Consider the following 19,335-nt stretch of genomic DNA (forward strand, 5'->3'; position numbering starts at 1 on the left):
CGTGACCAGCCGCTCCCGCCGCCTCCCCTGGGGGCCGATGGCGCGCATGACCGGGCGGCGGCTCCTGTTCGCCGCCCCGGTCCTGCTCGTCGTCACCTTCGGCGTCTTCGCCGTCGCCGCGATGTCCCCCTTCGACCCCGTGAAGGCGTACGCGGGCACCGCCGGCCTCACCGCCTCGCAGGCCGAACTCGACCAACTGCGCGTCAACCTGGGTGTCGACCGGCCGATGCCGGCCCGCTGGTGGGAGTGGCTCACCTCGGCCCTCAGCGGCGACCTCGGCACCTCCTCCGTGATGCGCCGGCCCGTCGTCGACGTGATCGTCGAGCGGGTGGGCTGGTCCGCCCTGCTCGCCTCCTGCGCCTTCGCCGTGGCCGTACTGCTGGGCACGGGACTCGGTGTGCTCGCCGCGCGCCGCCAGGGAGGCCTCCTCGACCGGGGCGTGTCCGCCCTGGCATACACCCTGGAGGCCGCGCCCGCGTTCTGGCTGGGGCTGCTGGCCATCTGGTTCTTCGCCGTGCGCCTGGGCGTCCTGCCCTCCGGAGGGCTCACGGACGCCGCCGACGACACGGTCACCTTCGGGCAGGTCGCCTCCCACCTGGTGCTGCCCGCGCTGGTCCTCGGCATCTCGCAGCTGCCCTGGTTCTTCCTCTACGTACGTCAGGGCGTGGCCGACGTGCTGGAGGAGGACCCCGTCCGCGGAGCCCGGGCGCGGGGCGTCGCCGAACGGCGGATCCTGCTGGGCCACGGGCTCCGCTCCGGCATGCTCCCGATGCTCACCCTCATCGGCTCGCGCGTCCCGGAACTGATCACCGGAGCCCTCCTGGTGGAGACCGTGTTCAGCTGGCCCGGCATCGCCGCCGCCACCGTCGAGGCCGCCACTTCGGTCGACTTCCCGCTGTTGGCCGCGCTGACCGTGCTGGCCACGGCGGCCGTACTCGCCGGGAACCTGCTGTCCGACCTGCTCTACGGACTGGCCGACCCGAGAGTGGGCTTCGATGGCTGAGCCGGCGATCGTCTGGAAGTCCCGCGGCGCGGCCCGCCGCTCCACCCGGACCCTGCGCGTGCGCGTCTGCGCCGCCGTCGTCGCCGTGATCGTCCTCGCCGTCCTGCTGGTGCCCCCGCTGGCGCAGCTGGACCAGCAGGCCGTCGACCTCACGGCGAAGCTCCTGCCGCCGTCCTGGGAACACCCCTTCGGAACCGACGACGTCGGCCGGGACCTGCTCCTGCGCTGCGTCTACGGACTGCGGGTCTCCCTGCTCGTCGGCCTGGTGGCGGCCCTCGTCGCCACCGTCATCGGCACCGCGGTCGGGGCCGCGGCCGGGGCCCTGGGGGGCTGGACCGACCGCCTCGTCATGCGGGCCGTCGACACCCTCTCCTCCATCCCGCACCTGCTGCTCGGCATCTTCATCGTGGCCATGTTCCGGCCCGGCGTGTGGCCCGTCATCGTCTCGGTGGCCCTGACCCACTGGCTGTCCACCGCCCGGATCGTGCGCGCCGAGGTCCTCTCGCTCCGGAGCCGGCCCTACGTGGACGCCGCCGTCTCCGGCGGCGCCTCGCGGTGGCGGGTCGCCGTACGGCACCTGGTGCCGGGCGTGCTCCCACAGGCGGGGCTCGCCGCGGTGCTCATGATCCCGCACGCCATGTGGCACGAGTCCGCCCTGTCCTTCCTCGGCCTCGGCCTGCCGTCCCACCAGGCCAGCCTCGGGAACCTGGTCCAGACGGCCCGGGGTTCGCTGCTCGCCGGTGACTGGTGGCCCACGCTCTTCCCCGGCCTGCTGCTGATCGTCCCGACGCTCGCCATCGCCGGCCTCGCCGGCGCCTGGCGCGACCGGCTGAACCCCCGACGCCGCTCGGAGCTGACCCTGTGACCACGCCCCCGCCCGCCGCGCCCCCGCCCGCCGCGACCGTGCCCGTCGAAGGACCCCCCGCCGGCGCCGTCCTCGACGTGGACCGGCTCTCGGTCCGCTTCCGCATGCGCGGCGGTCGTCACGTCGAGGCCGTCACCGGAGCCACCTTCCGCCTCGGCCCCGGCGAATGCCTCGCCCTCGTCGGCGAGAGCGGCTGCGGAAAGTCCGTCCTCGCCTCCGCCCTCCTCGGCCTGCTCCCCGGCAACGCCGAGACCGCCGGGTCCGCCCGGCTCGCCGACGGCCTCGACCTGCTCGCCGCCGACGAGACGACCCTCGCCCGCACCGTACGGGGTCGCCGGATCGGGCTGGTCCCGCAGAGCCCGGCAGCCCACCTCACCCCCGTCCGCACCGTCCGGTCCCACCTGGAGGAGACCGTCCGGGAACTCACCGGCAAGGCCCTGCGGGGCCGGCGCGGGGCCGGACCGCGCGGGGCGCGGCTGCGCGCCGCCGCAGAGGAGGCCGCCGCGCGCGCGGAATTCCCCGAGAGCCACCTCGACCGCTACCCGCACGAACTCTCCGGCGGCCTCGCCCAGCGCGCCGCCACCGCCCTCGCCCTCGTCGGCGACGCCCCGCTGCTCCTCGCCGACGAGCCGACCACCGGCCTCGACCGGGACCTCGTCCACCGCACCGTCGACGAACTGCGGGCCCACACCAGGGACGCGGACCGGGCCCTGCTGATGATCACCCACGACCTCACGGCCGCCCAGCGGATAGCCGACACCGTCGCCGTCATGTACGCCGGCCGGATCGTGGAGATCGCCCCCGCCGAAGCCTTCTTCGGCGCACCCGGACCCCGCCACCCCTACGCCCGCGGACTCCTCGACGCCCTGCCCGAGCGGGCCTTCACCCCCATCCCCGGCGCCCCGCCCGAACTCGGCGACCTCCCGGCCGGCTGCGCCTTCGCCGCCCGCTGCGCCCTGGCCGACGCCTCCTGCCGGGCCGACCGACCCCCGCTCACCGAAGGGTTGGCCTGCCACCATGCTTGAGCTCGCCGGGATCACCGCCGGATACGACCGACGCGACCCCGTGGTGCGGGACGCGAACCTCACCCTGCGCCCCGGGGAGGCCCTCGGCCTGTTGGGGCCCAGCGGCTGCGGCAAGTCCACCCTCGCCCGGGTGGCCGCCCTGCTGCACCGGCCCGACCGCGGGACCGTGACCCTCGGCGGCCGCCCGGTGACGGGCTTTCGGCACCGGGCCCCGCGCTCCCTGCGCACCGAGGTCGGCGTCGTCTTCCAGCAGCCCCGCCTGTCGGCCGACCCCCGCCTACGGCTGCGCGACCTCGTCGCCGAACCGCTGCGCGCCACGGGCCGGCGCGAGGGCGCCGACGCGCGCGTCGCCGAGCTCGCCGACCGGGTCGGCCTGGGCGCCGACCTCCTCGTCCGACGCCCCCACGAGGTGAGCGACGGTCAACTACAACGCGCCTGCGTGGCAAGGGCATTGGTGCTGCGACCGCGCTGGCTGGTGTGCGACGAGATGACCGCGATGTTGGACGCCTCCACCACGGCCGCCTTGGTCGCGGTCGTCGACGAGTACCGCGCCGAAACGGGCGCCGGACTCCTCGCGGTGGGCCACGATCCGGTCCTCCTCGGCCGCTGGTGCGACCGTACGACGCACTGGAGCGACATCACGGCCCCTTGATCGACTGTTGCGCCTTCATGAATCATCCGGCTCTTCCATGGACTCCTCGGGCAGTGCGATCTAGCGTCTGGCGGCGGCGCGATGTCAGACGCAATGTCAACAAAACTGAAGACGAAGGAGGATGCCCGGATGTTCCGAAGAGCGCTGAACTGCGCCGTGGTCCCCGCCCTCGCCGCCCTGACGGTGATGTACGGGGTGGCGCCTGCCCAGGCCGAGGAGATTCCCAAGGCGCCCGGCCACCGCCTGATCAGCCAGTACGACGGCGGTCCCGCCACCGCCGCCCCACTGCCCGGCCAAGCACCGCCGCAGCACCCCCACCTCGCGCCCAACGGTCGCAGCGGCATGCATTCCGACGCCGCCGGCAGCGCCACGTCCCCGTGGTCCGGCCCCCTCGGCCGAAACCCGCAGGTCACGAGTGAGAAGATCGCCGCCCTCGGCGGCGAGTGCGCCACCGCCACCTTCGACACGGGCGGCCGCCTGGTCACCGTGTGCGGCACCTTCTCCGGCTTCAAGGTCAAGCTCCTGGAGCCCCGCACGCTCGCCACGCTCGCGGAGTACCAGCTCCCGCAGCGTTCTTCGACGGTCGAGGCGATCACCTCGCTCGACTTCGCGAAGATCTTCAAGGACACCTCGGGCGGCGCCTACTTCTACCTGGACAACCAGGACCGGGCCGTGCTGGCCGACTCCCGCCAGCACGTCCTGCGCCTCTCCCACTCGCAGAACCCCGACGGGAGCTGGAAGTTCACCGTCGACAACGACTGGGACCTCACCGGCCACGTCCCGCACGACTGCGTCACCTGGACCAACCTGTGGCCCAGTGGCACCTGTGACCCCATCACCTCCGTGATGCCCGACTGGAACGGCCGCATCTGGTGGGTCACCCGCCAGGGCCGCGTCGGCACCGTGGACCCGGCGACCTCGCAGATCCGCTCGCTCCGGCTGCCCGGCGAGGAGATCCAGAACTCCTTCTCGGTCGCCGAGGACGGGGTCTCCATCGTCACCGACCACGCCCTGTACAGCTTCCGCGCCACCGCCGACGGCACCCCCGAGGTGCAGTGGCGCCAGACGTACGACCGCGGCACCGGGACCAAGCCCGGTTCCGTGAACCAGGGTTCGGGCACCACCCCGGACCTGTTCGGTGAGAACGGCGAGGAATACGTCGCCATCACCGACAACGCAGACGACCGGATGAACGTCCTGGTCTACCGGCGCGGCGCCGACGTCCCCGCCGACCGGCGCCTCGTCTGCAAGGTGCCCGTCTTCGGCTCCGGCGCCTCGACCACCGACAACTCCCTCATCACCTGGGGCAACAGCATCGTCGTCGAGAACAACTACGGCTACGAGAACCCCACCTCGCTGCTCCTCGGCAAGTCCGTCGTCGGTGGCGTCAGCCGCATCGACGTCCGCACCGACGGCAGCGGTTGCGACACGGTCTGGGAGAGCGCGATCCGCGCTCCCTCCGTGGTCCCCAAGCTCTCCACCGCCAACGGGCTGCTCTACTTCTACGAGAAGGAGCCCAACTTCTGGGGGATCGACGCCTGGTACCTCACCGCGGTGGACTTCCGCACCGGTGAGCGCCGCTGGCGCCAACTGACCGGCACCGGCCCGCTGTACGACAACAACTGGGCGCCGATCACCCTCGGCCCCGACGGCACCGCGTACGTCGGCGTGTTCAACGGCATCGTCGCCGTCCGCGACGGCGGCTGACCCGCCGCCGGGCCCCCGTCCGACGGGCGGGGGCTCAGCGGGGTCCGTCCCCGGGCCGCCACAACGGATGCTCGTGCTCGGCCCACCACCGGGCGACGGAACCGGTGCGCAGGCCGCGCCGGGCCTCCGGGTCGCCCAGCGCCTTGCCGATGTGCGCGGCGAGCACGACGCCCACGGCCAGTGCCAGCCAGTCGTGGACGAACGTGGCCCCGGTGCGGACGGCCAGCGGTGCGAGCCCCGTGAACCACATCAGCAGTCCGGTGCCCAGCATCACCAGGACCGCCCCGGCCAGCCAGGCCGCGTACAGCTTCTGCCCCGCGTTGAACTTGCCCGCCGGCCTAGGCCCGCGTCGGCGCAGCGCCGAGCGCAGCCAGACCCGGTCGTGCGGACCGAACCGGTTCAGGAAGCGCAGGTCGGTACGGAAGGCCCGGGAGGCCAGGCCCGCCAGGAGGGGCGCCGGCAGGAGCAACCCGGACCACTCGTGGACGGTGACGACCAGGTGCCGGCGCCCGACGAGCTCCGCGAGCGGCGGCAGGTACAGGCAGCCCGCGGAGGTCACGCACACGCCCATGAGGGCGGCCGTGATCCGGTGGATCCAGCGCTCGGCACGGCTGAACCGGCGCACGCGGGGCGGGAGGTCAGGCGGTGGGTGCATCGTCGCGTCCGTTCGACTTGCCGACCCAGGCGTCGACGTCGTAGCCGAGTTCCTCCCAGTAGCCGGGTTCCACGTCACGGGTCACGGTGATTCCCGAGAGCCATTTCGCGGACTTGTAGAAGTACATCGGCGCCACGTACAGCCGGACCGGTCCGCCGTGGCGGTGGCTCAGTGGCCGGTCCTGCATCCGCAGGGCCACCATCACGTCCTCGCGGCGGGCCTGCGGGAGGGTGAGGCTCTCGGTGTAGGTCCCGTCGAAGCAGTCGAAGCGGATGGCCCGTCCCCCGGGCAGCACCCCGGCGGCGTCGAGGAGCCGCCACACGGGCACGCCCTCGAAGGGCGTGGCGGGCACCCGCCAGCCGGTGACGCACTGGACGTCGCGCACCACCCGGGTCTGCGGCATCCCGAGCAGCTCGTCGAGCCGGTACGAGACCGGCCGCTCGACCAGGCCGCCGATCGTGAGGCGGTAGTCCGCCGGGCCGCGTTCGGGTACGGAGGAGGCCACCGAGTAGTAGCGGAAGCCGCCTCCGTTGGGCAGCATCCCGGTCAGGCCCGTCGGATCCTTGCCCGCGACGGCGCCGAGACCGGCCTCGGCCGCCCGGCGCAGCCAGGGCGAGGCGGCCAGCCCCAGGGCGCCGAGGCCGGCCATCCCCAGGACCAGTCGGCGGCCGACCGGGCTGCCGTGGCCGTCGGGCCCCTCGGAGGGTGTTTCGGTGCCGGTGCCGGTGCCGGTGCCGGTGCCGGTGCCGGTGCCGGTGTCCGGGGCCTCCTGCGGTCCGGTGCCGGTTCCGGTGTCCTCGTGCGTGCTCACCTGTCGATTCGACCACCGCGGCCGCCCCGGGCGCCAGGGCGACCGGCCGTACGTCAGACTTCCGTCACATCCCCCCGCGGGGCCCGTCCCGCTTCCGTCCCTGGTCACGGGCCCTTCATCCGCCCTACACGGCCGACTCCAGTTCCCTTTCCCGTCCCTTCTCCCGGTTCCCGGCGGCGGGGGAGGAGGGGACGTCGGCGAGGCTCGCCTCCAGGTCGTCCAGGGCCATCCGGGCCGCCACGATCCGCTCCCGCACCTCACCGGCGGGATCGTTCGCACCCTCGGCGCGGTCCCGCGCCCGCTTGTCCTCGGCCTCCATCTCCCGTGCCTCGTCGAGGGAGTTGAGCACCACCCCGATCAGGACGTTGACCAGGACGAACGAGGCCAGCAACGCGTAGGAGGCGTAGTAGACGATGCTGAACCGGGAGATCTGCAACCCGGCCCGGACGGCGTCGGTCAGGCCGTCCAGGGTGGTGAGCAGGAAGAGGGTGAGGGAGGCCCGCCCGATCGAGCCGTAGTGCTGCGGGTCCGATTCCGCGAAGCAGACCCAGCCGACCATCGCGTACACGTACAGCACCAGCGCGCCGACGAACAGGAAGCTGGCGGTGCCCGGCAGGCTGCGCCCGACCGCGACCAGCAGGATGCGCAGGTGGGGGAGGAACCGGGCGGTGCGCAGCACGCGGGCCAGCCGCAGCAGTCGCAGCACGGTGGTGTTCTCGCGCAGCAGCGGTACGAACGCCGAGGCGACGATCACCAGGTCGAATACGTTCCACGGGTCCCGGAAGAATGCTTTCGGCCGGTCGGTGAACGAGCCGATGCGCAGCAGCATCTCCAGGGTGAACAGGGCGAGGCAGCACTCCTCGGCGATGCCCAGCGCCTGCCGGTGCGTACGGGCGAGCCCGCTGTACGTCTCGGCCCCCATCAGGGCCGCGTTGAGCAGGATCACGACGAAGACGGCCATCCCGAACGAGCTGTCCTCGGTGATCCGCCGGCATCGGGCTGCCAGTCTCCTGCGACCGCGTCCGGCAGGCATCGGGTCCGTCATTTCGCTCCTCGTACTTCCGTCGGCATCAGACCGGACCGGCTCGGTGCGCTGGCGCGCACGCCGGTCCGAACCGTCTAACGCCGTACGGACGAACGGGTTTCAGACGCCACTCGCCCGGCGCCGGGGCCGGGGTCGCCCCGCGGGGCGGTCGGGGCGGTCCGAGGGGTTCGTGGCACTCGACCTGGTCGGACGGGTCGGGTGCCACGGGCCCCGGGGTGACGGAACGATTCCTCAGGCGATGGCCGCCTCCGGCCGGCCCTCGGGGCGGTCCCGGCCCGCGCGGGCCGCGAACAGTCCGTCCAGGGCGAGGGCGCCGGGCCCGGTGAAGATCAGCAGGGCGAAGGCCCAGCAGAACATGGCCGAGGCCTCGCCGCCGTTCTGCAGGGGCATCAGGGACTGCGGCTGGTGCACGGTGAAGTACGCGTAGGCCATCGAACCCGACGCCGCGAACGCCGCCGAGCGGGTGCCGAGGCCCAGCAGGACGAGGGTTCCGGCGACGAGCTGGATGACGGCCGCGTACCAGCCCGGCCAGTCACCGACGGGCACCGTACCGCCGCCGCGGGCGCCGCCCAGGACGCCGAAGAGGGAGGCGGCGCCGTGGCAGGCGAAGAGCAGGCCGGTGACGATCCGGAAGAGCGAGACGGCGTACGGCCGTGCCGCGTCGAGGCGTTCGGGCATGGGGGGAGGCTCCTTCGGTGGGGACGGGGGCCGAAGTGTGTCCGGCCGATGGCCGGGCGAGCACAGGTTAGGTATGCCTCACCTGGCACGGCAAGTTCGGATTCCAGCCACCCGGGACAAGGTCCTCGCCATGATGCGGAGGCCGTGCGGGCCGCCCCTGGCGACCCGCCGGACCGCTGCGGATCCCGATCCGACCGGCCTCGGGCCCTCGAAGCGGGCGGCGCCGCCCCTGTCACGGGAACCCGCTATTGGAAATGAAAACGATTTCGGATAACGTCTGGTCGACCCGGCTCGGCGCACCGCCGTGCACCGGGATCCTCGGCGTGGTCTGAAAGGAAGTGGCGTGGGACATCTGCTGGTTGTCGAGAGCTGGGTGGGGTCGATGAGCGGACTCCTGCCCAGGGCGATCCGCGAGGGAGGGCACGAGTTCACCTTCGTCACCCGCGACCTCCACCACTATCTGCGGGCCCCCGGCGACGGCGGACCGCACCCCCTGCTCGCCGCGCGCAACATCGTCACGGCGGACACGAACGACGTCGACGCGTTGCTGACCGCCCTGGAAGCGCTGCACGCCGTGCTCGCCTTCGACGGGGTCGTCACCTCGTGCGACTACTACCTGCCCGCGGTGGCCCGCATCGCCCGGCGGCTCGGCCTGCCCGGCCCGGGTGCCACCGCCGTCGAAGCGGCCTGCCGCAAGGACCTGACCCGCCGGACGTTGGCGGAGGCGGGAGTTCCGGGCCCGCGCTTCGCGGTCTGCGACGACCCCGCGCGGACCCCGGACGCGGCCCGGGGGATCGGCTACCCGCTGGTCGTCAAACCCGTGGACCTGTGCGCCGGGATGTTCGTGCGGGAGGTGGGCGACGAGCGGGAACTCGAACGCGCCTGCCGGGACCTCGCCGCGTTCCCCGTCAACGCGCGCGGCCAGGACCGGACGCCCGTCATCCTCCTGGAGGAACTCCTCACCGGCCCCGAGGTCAGCGTCGAGACCGTCTCCCGCGGCGGCGTCACGCACGTCGTCGGCGTCACCGACAAGAGCATCGGAGGATCCCCCGCCTTCGTCGAGACCGGGCACATGTTCCCGGCGGACCTCCCCGCCACCGAGGCGCGGGCCGCCGCCGACACCGCCCGGGCCGCGGTCGAGGCACTCGGGCTGGACGACGTCGTGTGCCACACCGAGATCAAGCTGACGCCGCTGGGACCCCGGGTCATCGAGGTCAACCCCCGCCCCGCCGGGAACCGGATCACCGAACTGGTCCGCCACGTCACGGGCATCGACCTCGCCGCGGCCTGCGTCGACGTCGCCCTCGGCTCGGCCCCCGACCTCACGCCCCGCGAGACCGGGGTGCGCAGCGCCGCCATCGCCTTCCTACTGCCCTCGACCACCGGCACCCTCGCCGCCATCGAGGGCGCCGAGGGGATCCGTGACCTGCCCGAAGTACTGGAAGTGGGCCTCGCCGGGCCAGGCCGCGCCGTACGGGCCGCGACCAGCAACAACGAGTACCTGGGCCACGTCATGACCGCCGACGCCGGCAGCGGCGCCCGCGCGTCCGCCGAGCGGCTGCTCGCGCGACTGAGCCCGCGCTGCGAGGAGTCCCCGGCGGTGCCCGCATGACCACCCCGACCCACCCCGGCCACCCACCGCGGGACCCCTTCCCGCCCAGCCCCATACGCCCCGACCGGGCTCCGGGCGGCTCGGCGGCGGGGGAGCCGGCGGTCCGGAGCGTGGAGGAACTCGTCGCGCGGGTGCGGGACGGCGCCTACGGGCCCGACCCGCGCGGGGAACGCGTCGCGCTCGCCTTCACCACGGCCCAGGCGGTACGCCACGAGGGCCGGGCGGGCGGGTACCGCAACGAGGTGCTCAGCCTGCGCCTCGCCGCGGCCGTCGGCTCCTGCGCCGTCGAGCCGGGCACGCTGCCCGCCGCCGCGCTCGACGAGGTGGTCGGCGCGAGCGTGGCCGACCTCCTCGCCCACCCCCTGCGGCCGGTGCGGATCGCCGCGCTCGACGCCTACCTGGCCCACGTGCGCCCCCACACCCCCGCCCACGGCGCCCGTCCGTACCCGCTGCCCGCCGGCGGCTCCTTGCACCGGTCCCGGGCCAGGGCCCGGGCGGTCGTCGACCTGCTGCCGCACCCCGGACCCCACCGGGTACTCGTCGTCGGCGTCGTCAACTCGCTCCTGGAGCAACTGCGCCGGCGCGGCACCGGCTACCTCCCCTGCGACCTCAAGGGCGGAACCACCGAGTGGGGCGAGCCGATCCACACGGACGCCCTCGCCCGACTGGAGGACTGCGACGCCGTCCTCGCCTCCGGCATGACCCTCGGCAACGACACCTTCCAGCCGCTGCTCGACCACGCCGCCGCCACCGCGAAGCCCCTCGTCATGTTCGCCCAGACCGGCAGCGCCGTCCTGCCCCGGTTCCTCGGCGCCGGCGTCACCGCCGTCTCCGCCGAGCCGTACCCCTTCTTCTGGCTCGACGGCGGACCCGGAGTCATCCACCGCTACGGAGGCCCCCGATGAGCACGGCGTCCCTGCCCCGCCGGCTGCCCACCGGCCCCGCCAACCCCGACCTGCTGCCCCTCGCGGGCGACACCCCCCTCGCCCGCATCCGCACCGAACTGCCCTTCCCGCAGCCCGGGTTCTGGGCGAAGCTCGAATGCCTCGGCGCCGGGGGGATGAAGGCCCGGTCCGCCCTGTCCATGCTGCGCGGCGCGCGCCGGCGCGGCGAGCTGCGTCCCGGAGCGCCCGTGGTCGAATCCACCTCCGGCACCCTCGGAATCGGCCTCGCCTTCGCCGGGCAGGCCCTCGGGCACCCCGTCGTCCTCATCGGCGACGCGGAACTGGAACCCTCCATGCGCCAGTTGCTGCGCACCCACGGCGCCCGGCTGGAACTCGTCGACCGGCCCGCCCCCGAGGGCGGCTGGCAGGCGGCGCGGATCGCCCGGCTCCACGAGGTGCTGGCCCGCACGCCGGGCGCGTACTGGCCCGACCAGTACAACAACCCCGACAACGCGGCCGGCTACCTGCCCATGGCCGCCGAACTCGCCGCCCAACTGGACCACCTGGACGTCCTAGTCTGCAGCGTCGGCACCGGCGGGCACAGCGCCGGCCTGATCGGACCGCTGCGCCGCCGCTGGCCGCGCCTCAAGGTCATCGGCGTCGACTCCGTGGGCTCCGCCATCTTCGGCCAGCCCGCCCGACCCCGTCTGATGCGCGGCCTCGGCAGCAGCATCCACCCCCGCAACGTCGCCCACCACGCCTTCGACGAGGTCCACTGGGTGGGGCCCGCCGAAGCGGTCGACGCCTGCCGCAGGCTCGCCCGTACCAGCTTCGTCAGCGGCGGCTGGAGCACCGGCGCCGTCGCACTGGTCTCCGCGTGGGCCGCCCGGGTCGAGGCCGGCGCGGTCGTCGCGACCGTGTTCCCCGACGGTCCGCACCGCTACCTCGGCACCGTCTACGACGACGACTTCTGCCGCGCCCACGGCCTGGACGTGGCCGAACTCGCCGTCCGTCCACTGGAGATCGGCCACCCGCAGGCCGCCGAGGCAACCGGCTGGGCCCGCTGCCGCACCGTCATCGACCCGGCGGCCACCCTCCACCCCGCCCTGCTCGGCGGAGGCGCCGCGTGAAGCTCACCTGGCACACCACCTCACTCGAACTGGCCGAACCGCTGCGCATCTCCCGCTCCGTCATGGCCCGCCGCGACGCCGTCCGGGTCACGGTCGAGCACGAGGGCCTGCGCGGCCGCGGCGAGGCCGTCAGCAGCGACCACCTCGGCCTGCCCACACCCCGGATCCTGCGCCGGCTCGGCGCGCTACGGCCCGCCGTCGAACGGCTCCCGGACCCCGAGACCGCATGGGAGGACCCGGCCGCCGTGCCCTGGGAGGGACTGCCCGCCGGAGTGGCCGCCGCCCTCGAAGCGGCCCTCCTCGACCTGATCGGCATCCGCGCCGGCCGCCCCGTCCACGCGCTGCTCGGCACCCCCGAACCCCCGTCCGCCACCACCACGCGCACCATCGGCATCGTCGCGCCCGAACGGGCCGCAGCCCAGGCCGGCCGGCTGGCCCGGAGCGGCTTCACCGCCCTCAAGGTCAAGGCCGGATCCCGCGACCCCGGCGAAGACCTCGCCCGGGTGGAGGCCGTACGCGACGCCGCCCCCGGCGCGAGCCTGCTGCTCGACCCCAACGGCGCCTGGAGCGCCCGCCGCAGCCTCGACCTGCTGCCCCGCTTCCACGCCCTCGGCGTCACCGCCGTGGAACAACCCATCGCCGCCGGAACCCCCGACCGGCTCGCCCACCTCGCCCGGGAATCCCCCGTACCCGTCATCGCCGACGAGGACGCCGTCTCCTACGAGGACGCCGCCGCCCTCGCCGGCCACGTCCACGGCATCAACGTCAAACTCGCCAAATGCGGCGGCGTACGCGCCGCCCTGCGCATCCACGCGGCCCTGCGCGGCACCGGCACCGACCTCATGCTCGGCTGCCTCACCGCCAGCACCCTCGGCATCGCCCCCGCCGTGCACCTCGCCGACCGGGCCCGCTGGGTCGACCTCGACGGCCACCTGCTGCTCGCCGCCGACCCGTGGACCGGAATCGGCGGCGCCGACGGCACCGTACGCCCCTCCGGCCGCCCCGGCCTCGGCGTCCGCCCGAACCCCGGGGCGGCGCACCGGTGAACACCCTGGCCGCCGTACGCGGCTTCCCGCTCGCCGTCCGCCTCCTGCTCCTCAACCAACTGGGCGTCACCACCGGGTTCTACCTGCTCATCCCCTACCTCGCCACGCACCTCTCCGACGACCTCGGACTCTCCGCGGCCGTCATCGGCATCGTCCTCGGCCTGCGCAACCTGAGCCAGCAGGGCCTCTTCCTCATCGGCGGCTCGGCCGCCGACCGGCTCGGCGCCCGCGGCGTGATCATCGCGGGCTGCGCCCTGCGCACCGTGGGCTTCGCCCTGTTCGCCCTCGGCGACGCCCTCCCGCTGCTGATCACCGCGTCCATACTCAGCGGGCTCGCGGGGGCCCTCTTCAACCCCGCCGTCCGCACCTACGTCGCCCAGGAGGCGGACGGGCGCAAGGCCGAGGCCTTCGCCCTGTTCAACGTGTTCGCCACCACCGGGGCCCTGCTCGGTCCGCTGCTCGGCAGCCTGCTGCTGCTCGTCGACTTCCGGGCCGCAGCCCTCACCGCGGCGGGCGTCTTCGCCGTCCTCACCATCGCCCAGATCCTCGTCCTGCCCGCCCGCGCCGTCGCCGCCCCGGAGAACCCCGTCCTCGCCGACTGGCGAGAAGTGGCCGGAAATCGACGGTTCCTGGCCTTCTCCCTCTCCATGGTCGGCATGTACGGCCTGGAGAACCAGCTCTACCTGCTCCTGCCCCACGCCGCGGCCCGCGCCTCCGGCTGGAACGGCTCGATCGGCCTGCTCTTCCTCACCGGGACGCTCGCCCACCTGCTCCTCCAACTGCGCATCACCCGCCGCCTGACGGCCCTCGGCGGCCGCGCCCGCTGGATCGCCACCGGACTCGCCCTCATGGCGGCCGGGTTCGTCCCGCCGATGCTCGTCGCCGACTCGACCGGACAGCCCCTCGCCCTGCTGCCCGTCCTGGCCGGCGTCCTACTGCTGCACCTCGGCCTGATGACCGCCCAGCCCTTCGTGATGGAGCTGATACCGGCCTTCGCCCGGCCCGGCCTCACCGGCACCGCGTACGGCCTCTTCTACGCGGTGTCCGGCCTCGCCGCCGCCCTCGGCAGCGCCGGCATCGGCTGGGCCATGGACGCCGGCGGGCACACCGGGGCGACCTGGCTGCCCTACGCCTGCTGCCTCGCCCTGGGCCTCGCCTCGGCCGTCGGCATGACCCGACTGCACCGCGCCGGAGTCCTCCCCGCCGAACCGGTTCCCCCACGGCGGACCGCCCGACCGGAGAACGAACCCCGCTGAGCGGCGCCCACATCCCGAGCACCCGCCCCGCGCCCCACCACGACAACGGAGACACCACCCCATGAACGACCAGCTCAACCGCCTCGCCCGGCGCGGGTTCCTGATCGCGGGCGGCGCCGGCGCCCTGGCACTCGCCACCGGATGCGCCGGCGCCCCGGCCCCCGACACCCACGGCTCCGCCGGACCGCCCCGACGCGGCGGCCGGCTGCGCGCCGCCTTCGCCGGCGGCGGCGCGGCCGAGACCCTCGACCCGCACGCGGCGAACCTGTTCGTCGACGCGGCCCGCGCCAAGGCCCTGTTCGACAAACTCGCCGACTTCGGGGCCGACCTCTCCGCCGTTCCCCGCCTCGCCGCGGGCTGGGAGCCCAACGAAGCCCTCGACACCTGGCGGATCACCCTGCGCCGGGCCACCTTCCACGACGGCAGGCCGGTGACCGCCGCGGACGTCCTCCACAGCTACCGCAGGATCGCCGACCCCCGGGGCACCTTCCGGGCCAAGGCCTCCCTGGAACCCATCGACCTCGCCGCCAGCCGCGCCGTCGACCCGACCACCGTCGAGTTCCGACTCAAGCGCCCCTACGCCGAATTCCCCAACGTGCTCGCCGCGTTCGGCGCGTACGTCGTCCCCGAGGGAGCCACCTCCTTCGACCGCCCCGTCGGATCCGGGCCCTTCGCCTTCGTCTCGTTCCGGCCCGGCAGCTCCCTCCTCGTCCGCCGCAACGACGCCTACTGGGACGGCGCCCCCCACCTGGACGAGCTGGAGTTCGTGGTGGCCGCGGAGGAATCGGCCCGGGTGAACGCGCTCCTCGGCGGACAGGTCGACTACGCCCACGAACTCGCCCCCGCCACCGCCCGCACCCACGAGGGCAAGGGCCGGATCGACGTCGTCCGGCTCCCCGGCAGCGCCATGCAGGGCTTCGTCATGAAGACCGACCGCCCGCCCTTCGACGACCGGCGGGTCCGGCAGGCCTTCTTCCTCATCGCCGACCGCCGCGAACTCGTCGACGGGGCGCTCGGCGGCGCCGGCGACATCGGCAACGACCTCTTCGGGAAGGGCTGCCGCTACTACGCCTCCGCACTGCCCCAGCGCACCCAGGACCTCGACCGGGCCCGCGCCCTCCTCAAGGAGGCCGGAGCGGACGGACTCCGCGTCACCCTCGACACCGCCCCGGCCGCCCCCGGCTTCGTCGAAGCCGCCGGGATCTTCAAGGACCAGGCCGCCCGGGCCGGCGTCACCGTCGAGATCAAGGTCGGCAACAAGGACACGTACTGGAAGGACATCCTGTCCACCGGAACCTTCGCCTCCTACCGGTCCGGCGCCATGCCCATCGAATCCCACCTCTCGCAACGGCTCCTGACCGGATCCACCACCAACGCCACCCAATGGCGGCACAAGGACTTCGACGACCTCTACCAGCAGACCCAATCCACCCGCGACGAACAGCGGCGCACCGCCCTCCACGAGCGCATGCAGCGCCGCCTCCACGACGAGGGCGGCTTCCTGATCTGGGGCTTCGCCGACTGGATCGTCGCCACCTCGCCCAAGGTCCGCGGCATCGCGAAGGACGCCCCCGCCAACACCCTCGACTGGGCCCGCTTCGACAGGACCTGGCTCGCGTGACCCTCCACCGGTCCTGGGCCGGCCGCCGCCTGCTCCTCGGCCTGGGGCAGACGGCGGCCGTCGTCCTGTTCGTCTTCGCCCTCACCGAAGCCCTGCCCGGCGACGCGGCCGTGGTCCTGGCCGGTGACCAGCCCGACCCGCTGCGCATCGACCGGATCCGCACCGCCATGGGCCTGGACCGACCCGCCCCCGAACGCCTCCTGGACTGGGTCACCGGCCTGCTCCACGGCGACCTCGGCGCCTCCCTGGTCACCGGCCGCCCCGTCACCGCCCACCTCGCCGACGGGGTCGGCCCCACCCTGCTCCTCGCCGCCGTCACCCTCACCCTGCTCCTGCCGGCCGCCACCGGGCTGGGCGTGCTCTGCGCCCGCCGCGAGGGCGGCCCGCTGGACCGCGCCGTCAGCGCCACCACCCTCGCCGTCCACGCCGTCCCGGAATTCGCCCTCGGGGTGCTGCTGGCCGCCCTGTTGGGCATCGAGCTCGGCTGGCTGCCGCCCACCGCCCTCGGCACGGACCCGCGCACCGAACCCGCCGTCCTCGTCCTGCCCGTCCTCGTGCTGCTGTCCCGGCCGGTGTGTTCCATCAGCCGGCTGGTCCGCGCGGGGATGATCGACGCGATGGGCTCCCCCTACGCCGCCCAGGCCAGGCGCCTCGGCGTCGGCGAGGCCCGCGTCCGCTGGACCCACGCCCTGCCCGGCGCCCTCGCCCCCGCCACCCAACAACTCGCCCGGACCTGCGACTGGCTGCTCGGCGGGGTCATCGTCGTGGAGGCCCTGTTCGTCGTGCCGGGCCTCGGCACCGTCCTCATCGAGGCCGTCGCCGCCCGCGACGTACCCGTCGTCCAGGGCCTGGCGGTGGTCTTCGGAGTCGTCACCGTCCTGGTCAACCTCGCGGCCGACCTCGTGGCCCGCCGCTTCTCCCCCCGGTCGGAGGCCGCCGCGTGAACCGGTCCAGGCCTTCCCCCGCGTCGTACCGGTCCCGGACCGCACGCTACGGCCCCGCCCTGATCCTCGTCGCCGTTCCCCTGCTGCTCGCCCTCCTCGGACCGCTGTTCGCCGGACCCGCCGCAACCCGGACGGTGTCCTTCGCCTCCGGGCCGGACCACTGGATCGGCACCGACTTCGCGGGTCGCGACGCCTGGCGGCAGGTCCTCCTCGGCGGCCGCTCCGTCGTCCTCGTCGCCCTGGCGGCCACCGTGCTCGCCTACCTCGTGGCCGTCCCGCTCGGGCTCTGCGCGGCCCTCACCCGCCGCACCTGGCTGGAGGAGACGCTGATGCGCCCCCTGGACGTGGTGCTCGCCGTCCCCTCCCTGCTGCTGGTGCTGCTCGTCGCGGCCACCCTCACGCCCGGGCCGGCCGGAATGACCGTCCTGGTCGGGCTGGCCGCCGTACCCGACGCGACCCGCGTCGTCCACGCGGCGGCCGCGGCCATCGCCGCCCGGCCCGCCGTCGAGGCCCTGCGGACGCAGGGCGAGACATGGTGGCGCACGGCCGTCGGCTACGTGGCCCGCGCCATGCGCCGCACGCTCGCCGCCGACGTCGGGATCCGGCTCACCGGCTCCCTGTACCTGGTGGCCACGGCCGCCTTCCTCGGCGTCGGAGTACAGCCGGACACCGCCGATTGGGCCGTCATGGTCGACCGCAACAGGCCGGGCCTCCTGCTGGTGCCGTGGCCCGTGGTGGTGCCCGCGCTGCTCGTCGCGGCCCTGTCCATGGGCACCAACCTGCTGTTCGACGTCGCACAGCAGCACACCGTCCCGCCGGCGCGGGCCGACCGGAAGGGGACACCGCGATGAGCGTCGTCGCCGAAGTACGTGACCTGCGCGTGGAGATCGGGGGCAGGACCGTCGTCGACGGGGTGTGCGTCCGCGCCCGCGCGGGCCGCGTCACCGCCCTCGTCGGCCCCTCCGGCAGCGGCAAGACCACGACGGGCCTGGCCCTGCTGGGCGAGTACCCGGCGGGCGCCCGGGTCGGCGGGCACGTCCTGACCGCCGGGAGCGCGGTGGGCTACGTGCCCCAGCACCCCGCGGCCGTCCTCAACCCCGCCCGTCGGGCCGGTGCGTTGCTGCGGGACGTGGCCGCCCTCGGCGGCGGCAGCCGCCGGGAGGTCCGCGCCCGGGTGGAGGAGGCCCTGCTGCTGGCCCGGATCCCGGATCCCGGGGCCGTCCTGCGCCGCTTCCCCCACCAGCTGTCCGGGGGCCAGCAGCAGCGGGTCGTCCTGGCCCAGGCACTGCTGCGGGGCGCCCGTGTGATCGTCGCCGACGAACCCACCACCGGGCAGGACGCCGTCACCAAGCGGGGCATCGTCACGGAACTCGCCGCCGTCGCCGCGCGGGGCGTCGCGGTGGTCCTGCTCAGCCACGACCTGGACGTGGTGCGGGAACTCGCCGACGAGGTCGTCGTCCTCGGCGGGGGCCGGGTCGTGGACCGCGGTCCGGCCGCCGAGGTGCTCGGGTCCCGTCTGCGGGTGCCGCCGCCCGCCGTCCGGGCCGCCCGCACACGGGGACCCGTACGCCTGGAGGCACGGGAGCTGACCGCCGCCCACCGCACCGGGCGGGGCGCCGCCCCGGCGCTCCACGGCATCGGGCTGGAGGTCGCGGCGGGGGAGTGCCTGGCCCTCATCGGCCGCTCCGGCAGCGGGAAGACCACCCTGGGACGCTGCCTGGCCGGGCTGCACACCGGGCACGACGGCCGGATCCTGTGGCGCGGCGCCCCGCTGCCGCGCAGCGTGCGATCCCGGAGCCGGACGGAACTGGCGGCCGTCCAGTACGTGTTCCAGGACCCCAAGGCCGCCTTCGACGAGTACCGGCCCGTACGGGACCAGGTCGCCCGGACCGCCGTACGCCTGCGCGGGGCGGCCCCGGGCCCGGCACGGGAGGAGGCGCTGCGGATGCTGGCGGAACTCGGCCTGACCGAGGAGCAGGCGGCGCGGCGCCCCGGCGGGCTCTCGGGCGGCGAACTCCAGCGGGCGGCCCTCGCCCGCACCCTGCTGGCCCGACCGGACGTCCTGGTCTGCGACGAGATCACCTCGGGCCTCGACCCCGTCACGCGGGGCGTCGTCCTCGACGTGCTCGCCGCACGGCGGGACCGCGGTGAACTCGGCCTGCTCCTGATCACCCACGACCTCGCGGCCGCCGCCGCCCTCGCGGACCGCATCGCGGTGCTGGACGGGGGACGCGTCGTGGAGGAGGGCCCGGCACACCGTCTGCTCGACGCCCCCCGGCACGCCTTCACCCGGGCGCTCACCGGCAGGTGACCCCGATCGGGGTCGACGGGCCGGGACACCGGCCGAACCGGCCCCCGGCGACGACCGTCGGCCGGGACCGGGGGAGGGGCGGGGTCGGGA

The 19,335-nt window shown here is 74.5% G+C and carries 18 protein-coding genes; 14 read left to right on the forward strand and 4 right to left on the reverse strand.

Translation table 11 applies throughout. The annotated features are described in order from the left end of the window. The first annotated feature begins 37 nt into the window (after positions 1-37). The 5 genes from NOD94_RS09120 (at position 38) to NOD94_RS09140 (ending at position 5,252) form a co-directional block, all read left to right on the forward strand. Positions 38-1,003, forward strand: a complete 966-nt coding sequence (locus NOD94_RS09120; RefSeq protein ID WP_281205294.1) for an ABC transporter permease — start codon at positions 38-40, stop codon at positions 1,001-1,003. Continuing rightward, on the forward strand, positions 996-1,868 hold the full coding sequence (locus tag NOD94_RS09125; RefSeq protein ID WP_281205261.1) for an ABC transporter permease: 873 nt from the start codon (positions 996-998) through the stop codon (positions 1,866-1,868). The genes NOD94_RS09120 and NOD94_RS09125 overlap by 8 nt, the downstream gene beginning before the upstream one ends. A 104-nt stretch (positions 1,869-1,972) precedes the next feature. Beyond that, entirely contained in the window at positions 1,973-2,893 is a 921-nt protein-coding gene (locus tag NOD94_RS09130; RefSeq protein WP_281205295.1) for an ABC transporter ATP-binding protein, read from the forward strand. Then, positions 2,886-3,545, forward strand: a complete 660-nt coding sequence (locus NOD94_RS09135; protein ID WP_281205262.1) for an ATP-binding cassette domain-containing protein — start codon at positions 2,886-2,888, stop codon at positions 3,543-3,545. The genes NOD94_RS09130 and NOD94_RS09135 overlap by 8 nt, the downstream gene beginning before the upstream one ends. A gap of 129 nt (positions 3,546-3,674) precedes the next feature. Continuing rightward, positions 3,675-5,252, forward strand: a complete 1,578-nt coding sequence (locus NOD94_RS09140) for a hypothetical protein (protein WP_281205263.1) — start codon at positions 3,675-3,677, stop codon at positions 5,250-5,252. A gap of 34 nt (positions 5,253-5,286) precedes the next feature. Here the strand turns inward: NOD94_RS09140 and NOD94_RS09145 are convergent, their stop codons facing one another. The 4 genes from NOD94_RS09145 to NOD94_RS09160 all read right to left on the reverse strand — a co-directional run bounded on the left by NOD94_RS09145 (position 5,287) and on the right by NOD94_RS09160 (position 8,441). Continuing rightward, positions 5,287-5,907, reverse strand: a complete 621-nt coding sequence (locus NOD94_RS09145) for a cytochrome b/b6 domain-containing protein (RefSeq protein WP_281205264.1) — start codon at positions 5,905-5,907, stop codon at positions 5,287-5,289. Then, complete coding sequence (locus NOD94_RS09150) at positions 5,891-6,556, reverse strand: molybdopterin-dependent oxidoreductase (RefSeq protein WP_281205296.1); 666 nt, start codon at positions 6,554-6,556, stop codon at positions 5,891-5,893. The genes NOD94_RS09145 and NOD94_RS09150 overlap by 17 nt, the downstream gene beginning before the upstream one ends. Positions 6,557-6,842: 286 nt before the next feature. Continuing rightward, positions 6,843-7,763: an ion transporter gene (locus NOD94_RS09155; protein WP_281205265.1), complete on the reverse strand. Its 921-nt coding sequence runs from the start codon at positions 7,761-7,763 to the stop codon at positions 6,843-6,845. A gap of 231 nt (positions 7,764-7,994) precedes the next feature. After that, positions 7,995-8,441, reverse strand: coding sequence for a DoxX family protein (locus tag NOD94_RS09160; protein ID WP_281205266.1), 447 nt, complete (start codon positions 8,439-8,441; stop codon positions 7,995-7,997). A 343-nt stretch (positions 8,442-8,784) separates the two neighbouring features. On the opposite strand from NOD94_RS09160, the gene NOD94_RS09165 reads away from it, so the two are divergent. The 9 genes from NOD94_RS09165 to NOD94_RS09205 all read left to right on the forward strand — a co-directional run bounded on the left by NOD94_RS09165 (position 8,785) and on the right by NOD94_RS09205 (position 19,245). Beyond that, complete coding sequence (locus NOD94_RS09165) at positions 8,785-10,053, forward strand: ATP-grasp domain-containing protein (RefSeq protein WP_281205267.1); 1,269 nt, start codon at positions 8,785-8,787, stop codon at positions 10,051-10,053. After that, positions 10,050-10,958, forward strand: coding sequence for a DUF364 domain-containing protein (locus tag NOD94_RS09170; RefSeq protein ID WP_281205268.1), 909 nt, complete (start codon positions 10,050-10,052; stop codon positions 10,956-10,958). Before NOD94_RS09165 ends, NOD94_RS09170 begins: the two co-directional genes overlap by 4 nt. Continuing rightward, positions 10,955-12,067: a pyridoxal-phosphate dependent enzyme gene (locus NOD94_RS09175; RefSeq protein ID WP_281205269.1), complete on the forward strand. Its 1,113-nt coding sequence runs from the start codon at positions 10,955-10,957 to the stop codon at positions 12,065-12,067. The genes NOD94_RS09170 and NOD94_RS09175 overlap by 4 nt, the downstream gene beginning before the upstream one ends. Beyond that, positions 12,064-13,113: an enolase C-terminal domain-like protein gene (locus NOD94_RS09180; RefSeq protein ID WP_281205270.1), complete on the forward strand. Its 1,050-nt coding sequence runs from the start codon at positions 12,064-12,066 to the stop codon at positions 13,111-13,113. The genes NOD94_RS09175 and NOD94_RS09180 overlap by 4 nt, the downstream gene beginning before the upstream one ends. Then, positions 13,110-14,369, forward strand: a complete 1,260-nt coding sequence (locus tag NOD94_RS09185) for an MFS transporter (protein WP_281205271.1) — start codon at positions 13,110-13,112, stop codon at positions 14,367-14,369. The genes NOD94_RS09180 and NOD94_RS09185 overlap by 4 nt, the downstream gene beginning before the upstream one ends. A gap of 61 nt (positions 14,370-14,430) precedes the next feature. Then, positions 14,431-15,990 carry an ABC transporter substrate-binding protein gene (locus NOD94_RS09190; RefSeq protein WP_281205272.1) on the forward strand — a complete coding sequence of 520 codons (1,560 nt, stop codon included), beginning with the start codon at positions 14,431-14,433 and terminating at the stop codon, positions 15,988-15,990. After that, positions 15,987-16,934 (forward strand): ABC transporter permease, encoded by a 948-nt coding sequence (locus NOD94_RS09195; RefSeq protein WP_281205273.1) that lies wholly within the window; start codon positions 15,987-15,989, stop codon positions 16,932-16,934. The genes NOD94_RS09190 and NOD94_RS09195 overlap by 4 nt, the downstream gene beginning before the upstream one ends. Further along, on the forward strand, positions 16,931-17,785 hold the full coding sequence (locus NOD94_RS09200) for an ABC transporter permease subunit (RefSeq protein WP_281205274.1): 855 nt from the start codon (positions 16,931-16,933) through the stop codon (positions 17,783-17,785). Before NOD94_RS09195 ends, NOD94_RS09200 begins: the two co-directional genes overlap by 4 nt. Further along, positions 17,782-19,245 carry an ATP-binding cassette domain-containing protein gene (locus NOD94_RS09205; RefSeq protein WP_281205275.1) on the forward strand — a complete coding sequence of 488 codons (1,464 nt, stop codon included), beginning with the start codon at positions 17,782-17,784 and terminating at the stop codon, positions 19,243-19,245. The genes NOD94_RS09200 and NOD94_RS09205 overlap by 4 nt, the downstream gene beginning before the upstream one ends. The last annotated feature ends 90 nt before the right edge of the window (positions 19,246-19,335 follow it).

This window comes from Streptomyces sp. Isolate_45, from assembly GCF_024721315.2.
Classification (GTDB): domain Bacteria; phylum Actinomycetota; class Actinomycetes; order Streptomycetales; family Streptomycetaceae; genus Streptomyces.

What these genes read in the sequence shown, in the direction of transcription:
- NOD94_RS09120 (WP_281205294.1), top strand. Translation starts at nt 38, where the DNA reads ATGGCGCGCATGACCGGGCGGCGGCTCCTGTTCGCCGCCCCGGTCCTG.
- NOD94_RS09125 (WP_281205261.1), top strand. Translation starts at nt 996, where the DNA reads ATGGCTGAGCCGGCGATCGTCTGGAAGTCCCGCGGCGCGGCCCGCCGC.
- NOD94_RS09130 (WP_281205295.1), top strand. Translation starts at nt 1,973, where the DNA reads ATGCGCGGCGGTCGTCACGTCGAGGCCGTCACCGGAGCCACCTTCCGC.
- NOD94_RS09135 (WP_281205262.1), top strand. Translation starts at nt 2,886, where the DNA reads ATGCTTGAGCTCGCCGGGATCACCGCCGGATACGACCGACGCGACCCC.
- NOD94_RS09140 (WP_281205263.1), top strand. Translation starts at nt 3,675, where the DNA reads ATGTTCCGAAGAGCGCTGAACTGCGCCGTGGTCCCCGCCCTCGCCGCC.
- NOD94_RS09145 (WP_281205264.1), bottom strand. Translation starts at nt 5,907, where the DNA reads ATGCACCCACCGCCTGACCTCCCGCCCCGCGTGCGCCGGTTCAGCCGT.
- NOD94_RS09150 (WP_281205296.1), bottom strand. Translation starts at nt 6,556, where the DNA reads ATGGCCGGCCTCGGCGCCCTGGGGCTGGCCGCCTCGCCCTGGCTGCGC.
- NOD94_RS09155 (WP_281205265.1), bottom strand. Translation starts at nt 7,763, where the DNA reads ATGACGGACCCGATGCCTGCCGGACGCGGTCGCAGGAGACTGGCAGCC.
- NOD94_RS09160 (WP_281205266.1), bottom strand. Translation starts at nt 8,441, where the DNA reads ATGCCCGAACGCCTCGACGCGGCACGGCCGTACGCCGTCTCGCTCTTC.
- NOD94_RS09170 (WP_281205268.1), top strand. Translation starts at nt 10,050, where the DNA reads ATGACCACCCCGACCCACCCCGGCCACCCACCGCGGGACCCCTTCCCG.
- NOD94_RS09175 (WP_281205269.1), top strand. Translation starts at nt 10,955, where the DNA reads ATGAGCACGGCGTCCCTGCCCCGCCGGCTGCCCACCGGCCCCGCCAAC.
- NOD94_RS09190 (WP_281205272.1), top strand. Translation starts at nt 14,431, where the DNA reads ATGAACGACCAGCTCAACCGCCTCGCCCGGCGCGGGTTCCTGATCGCG.
- NOD94_RS09205 (WP_281205275.1), top strand. Translation starts at nt 17,782, where the DNA reads ATGAGCGTCGTCGCCGAAGTACGTGACCTGCGCGTGGAGATCGGGGGC.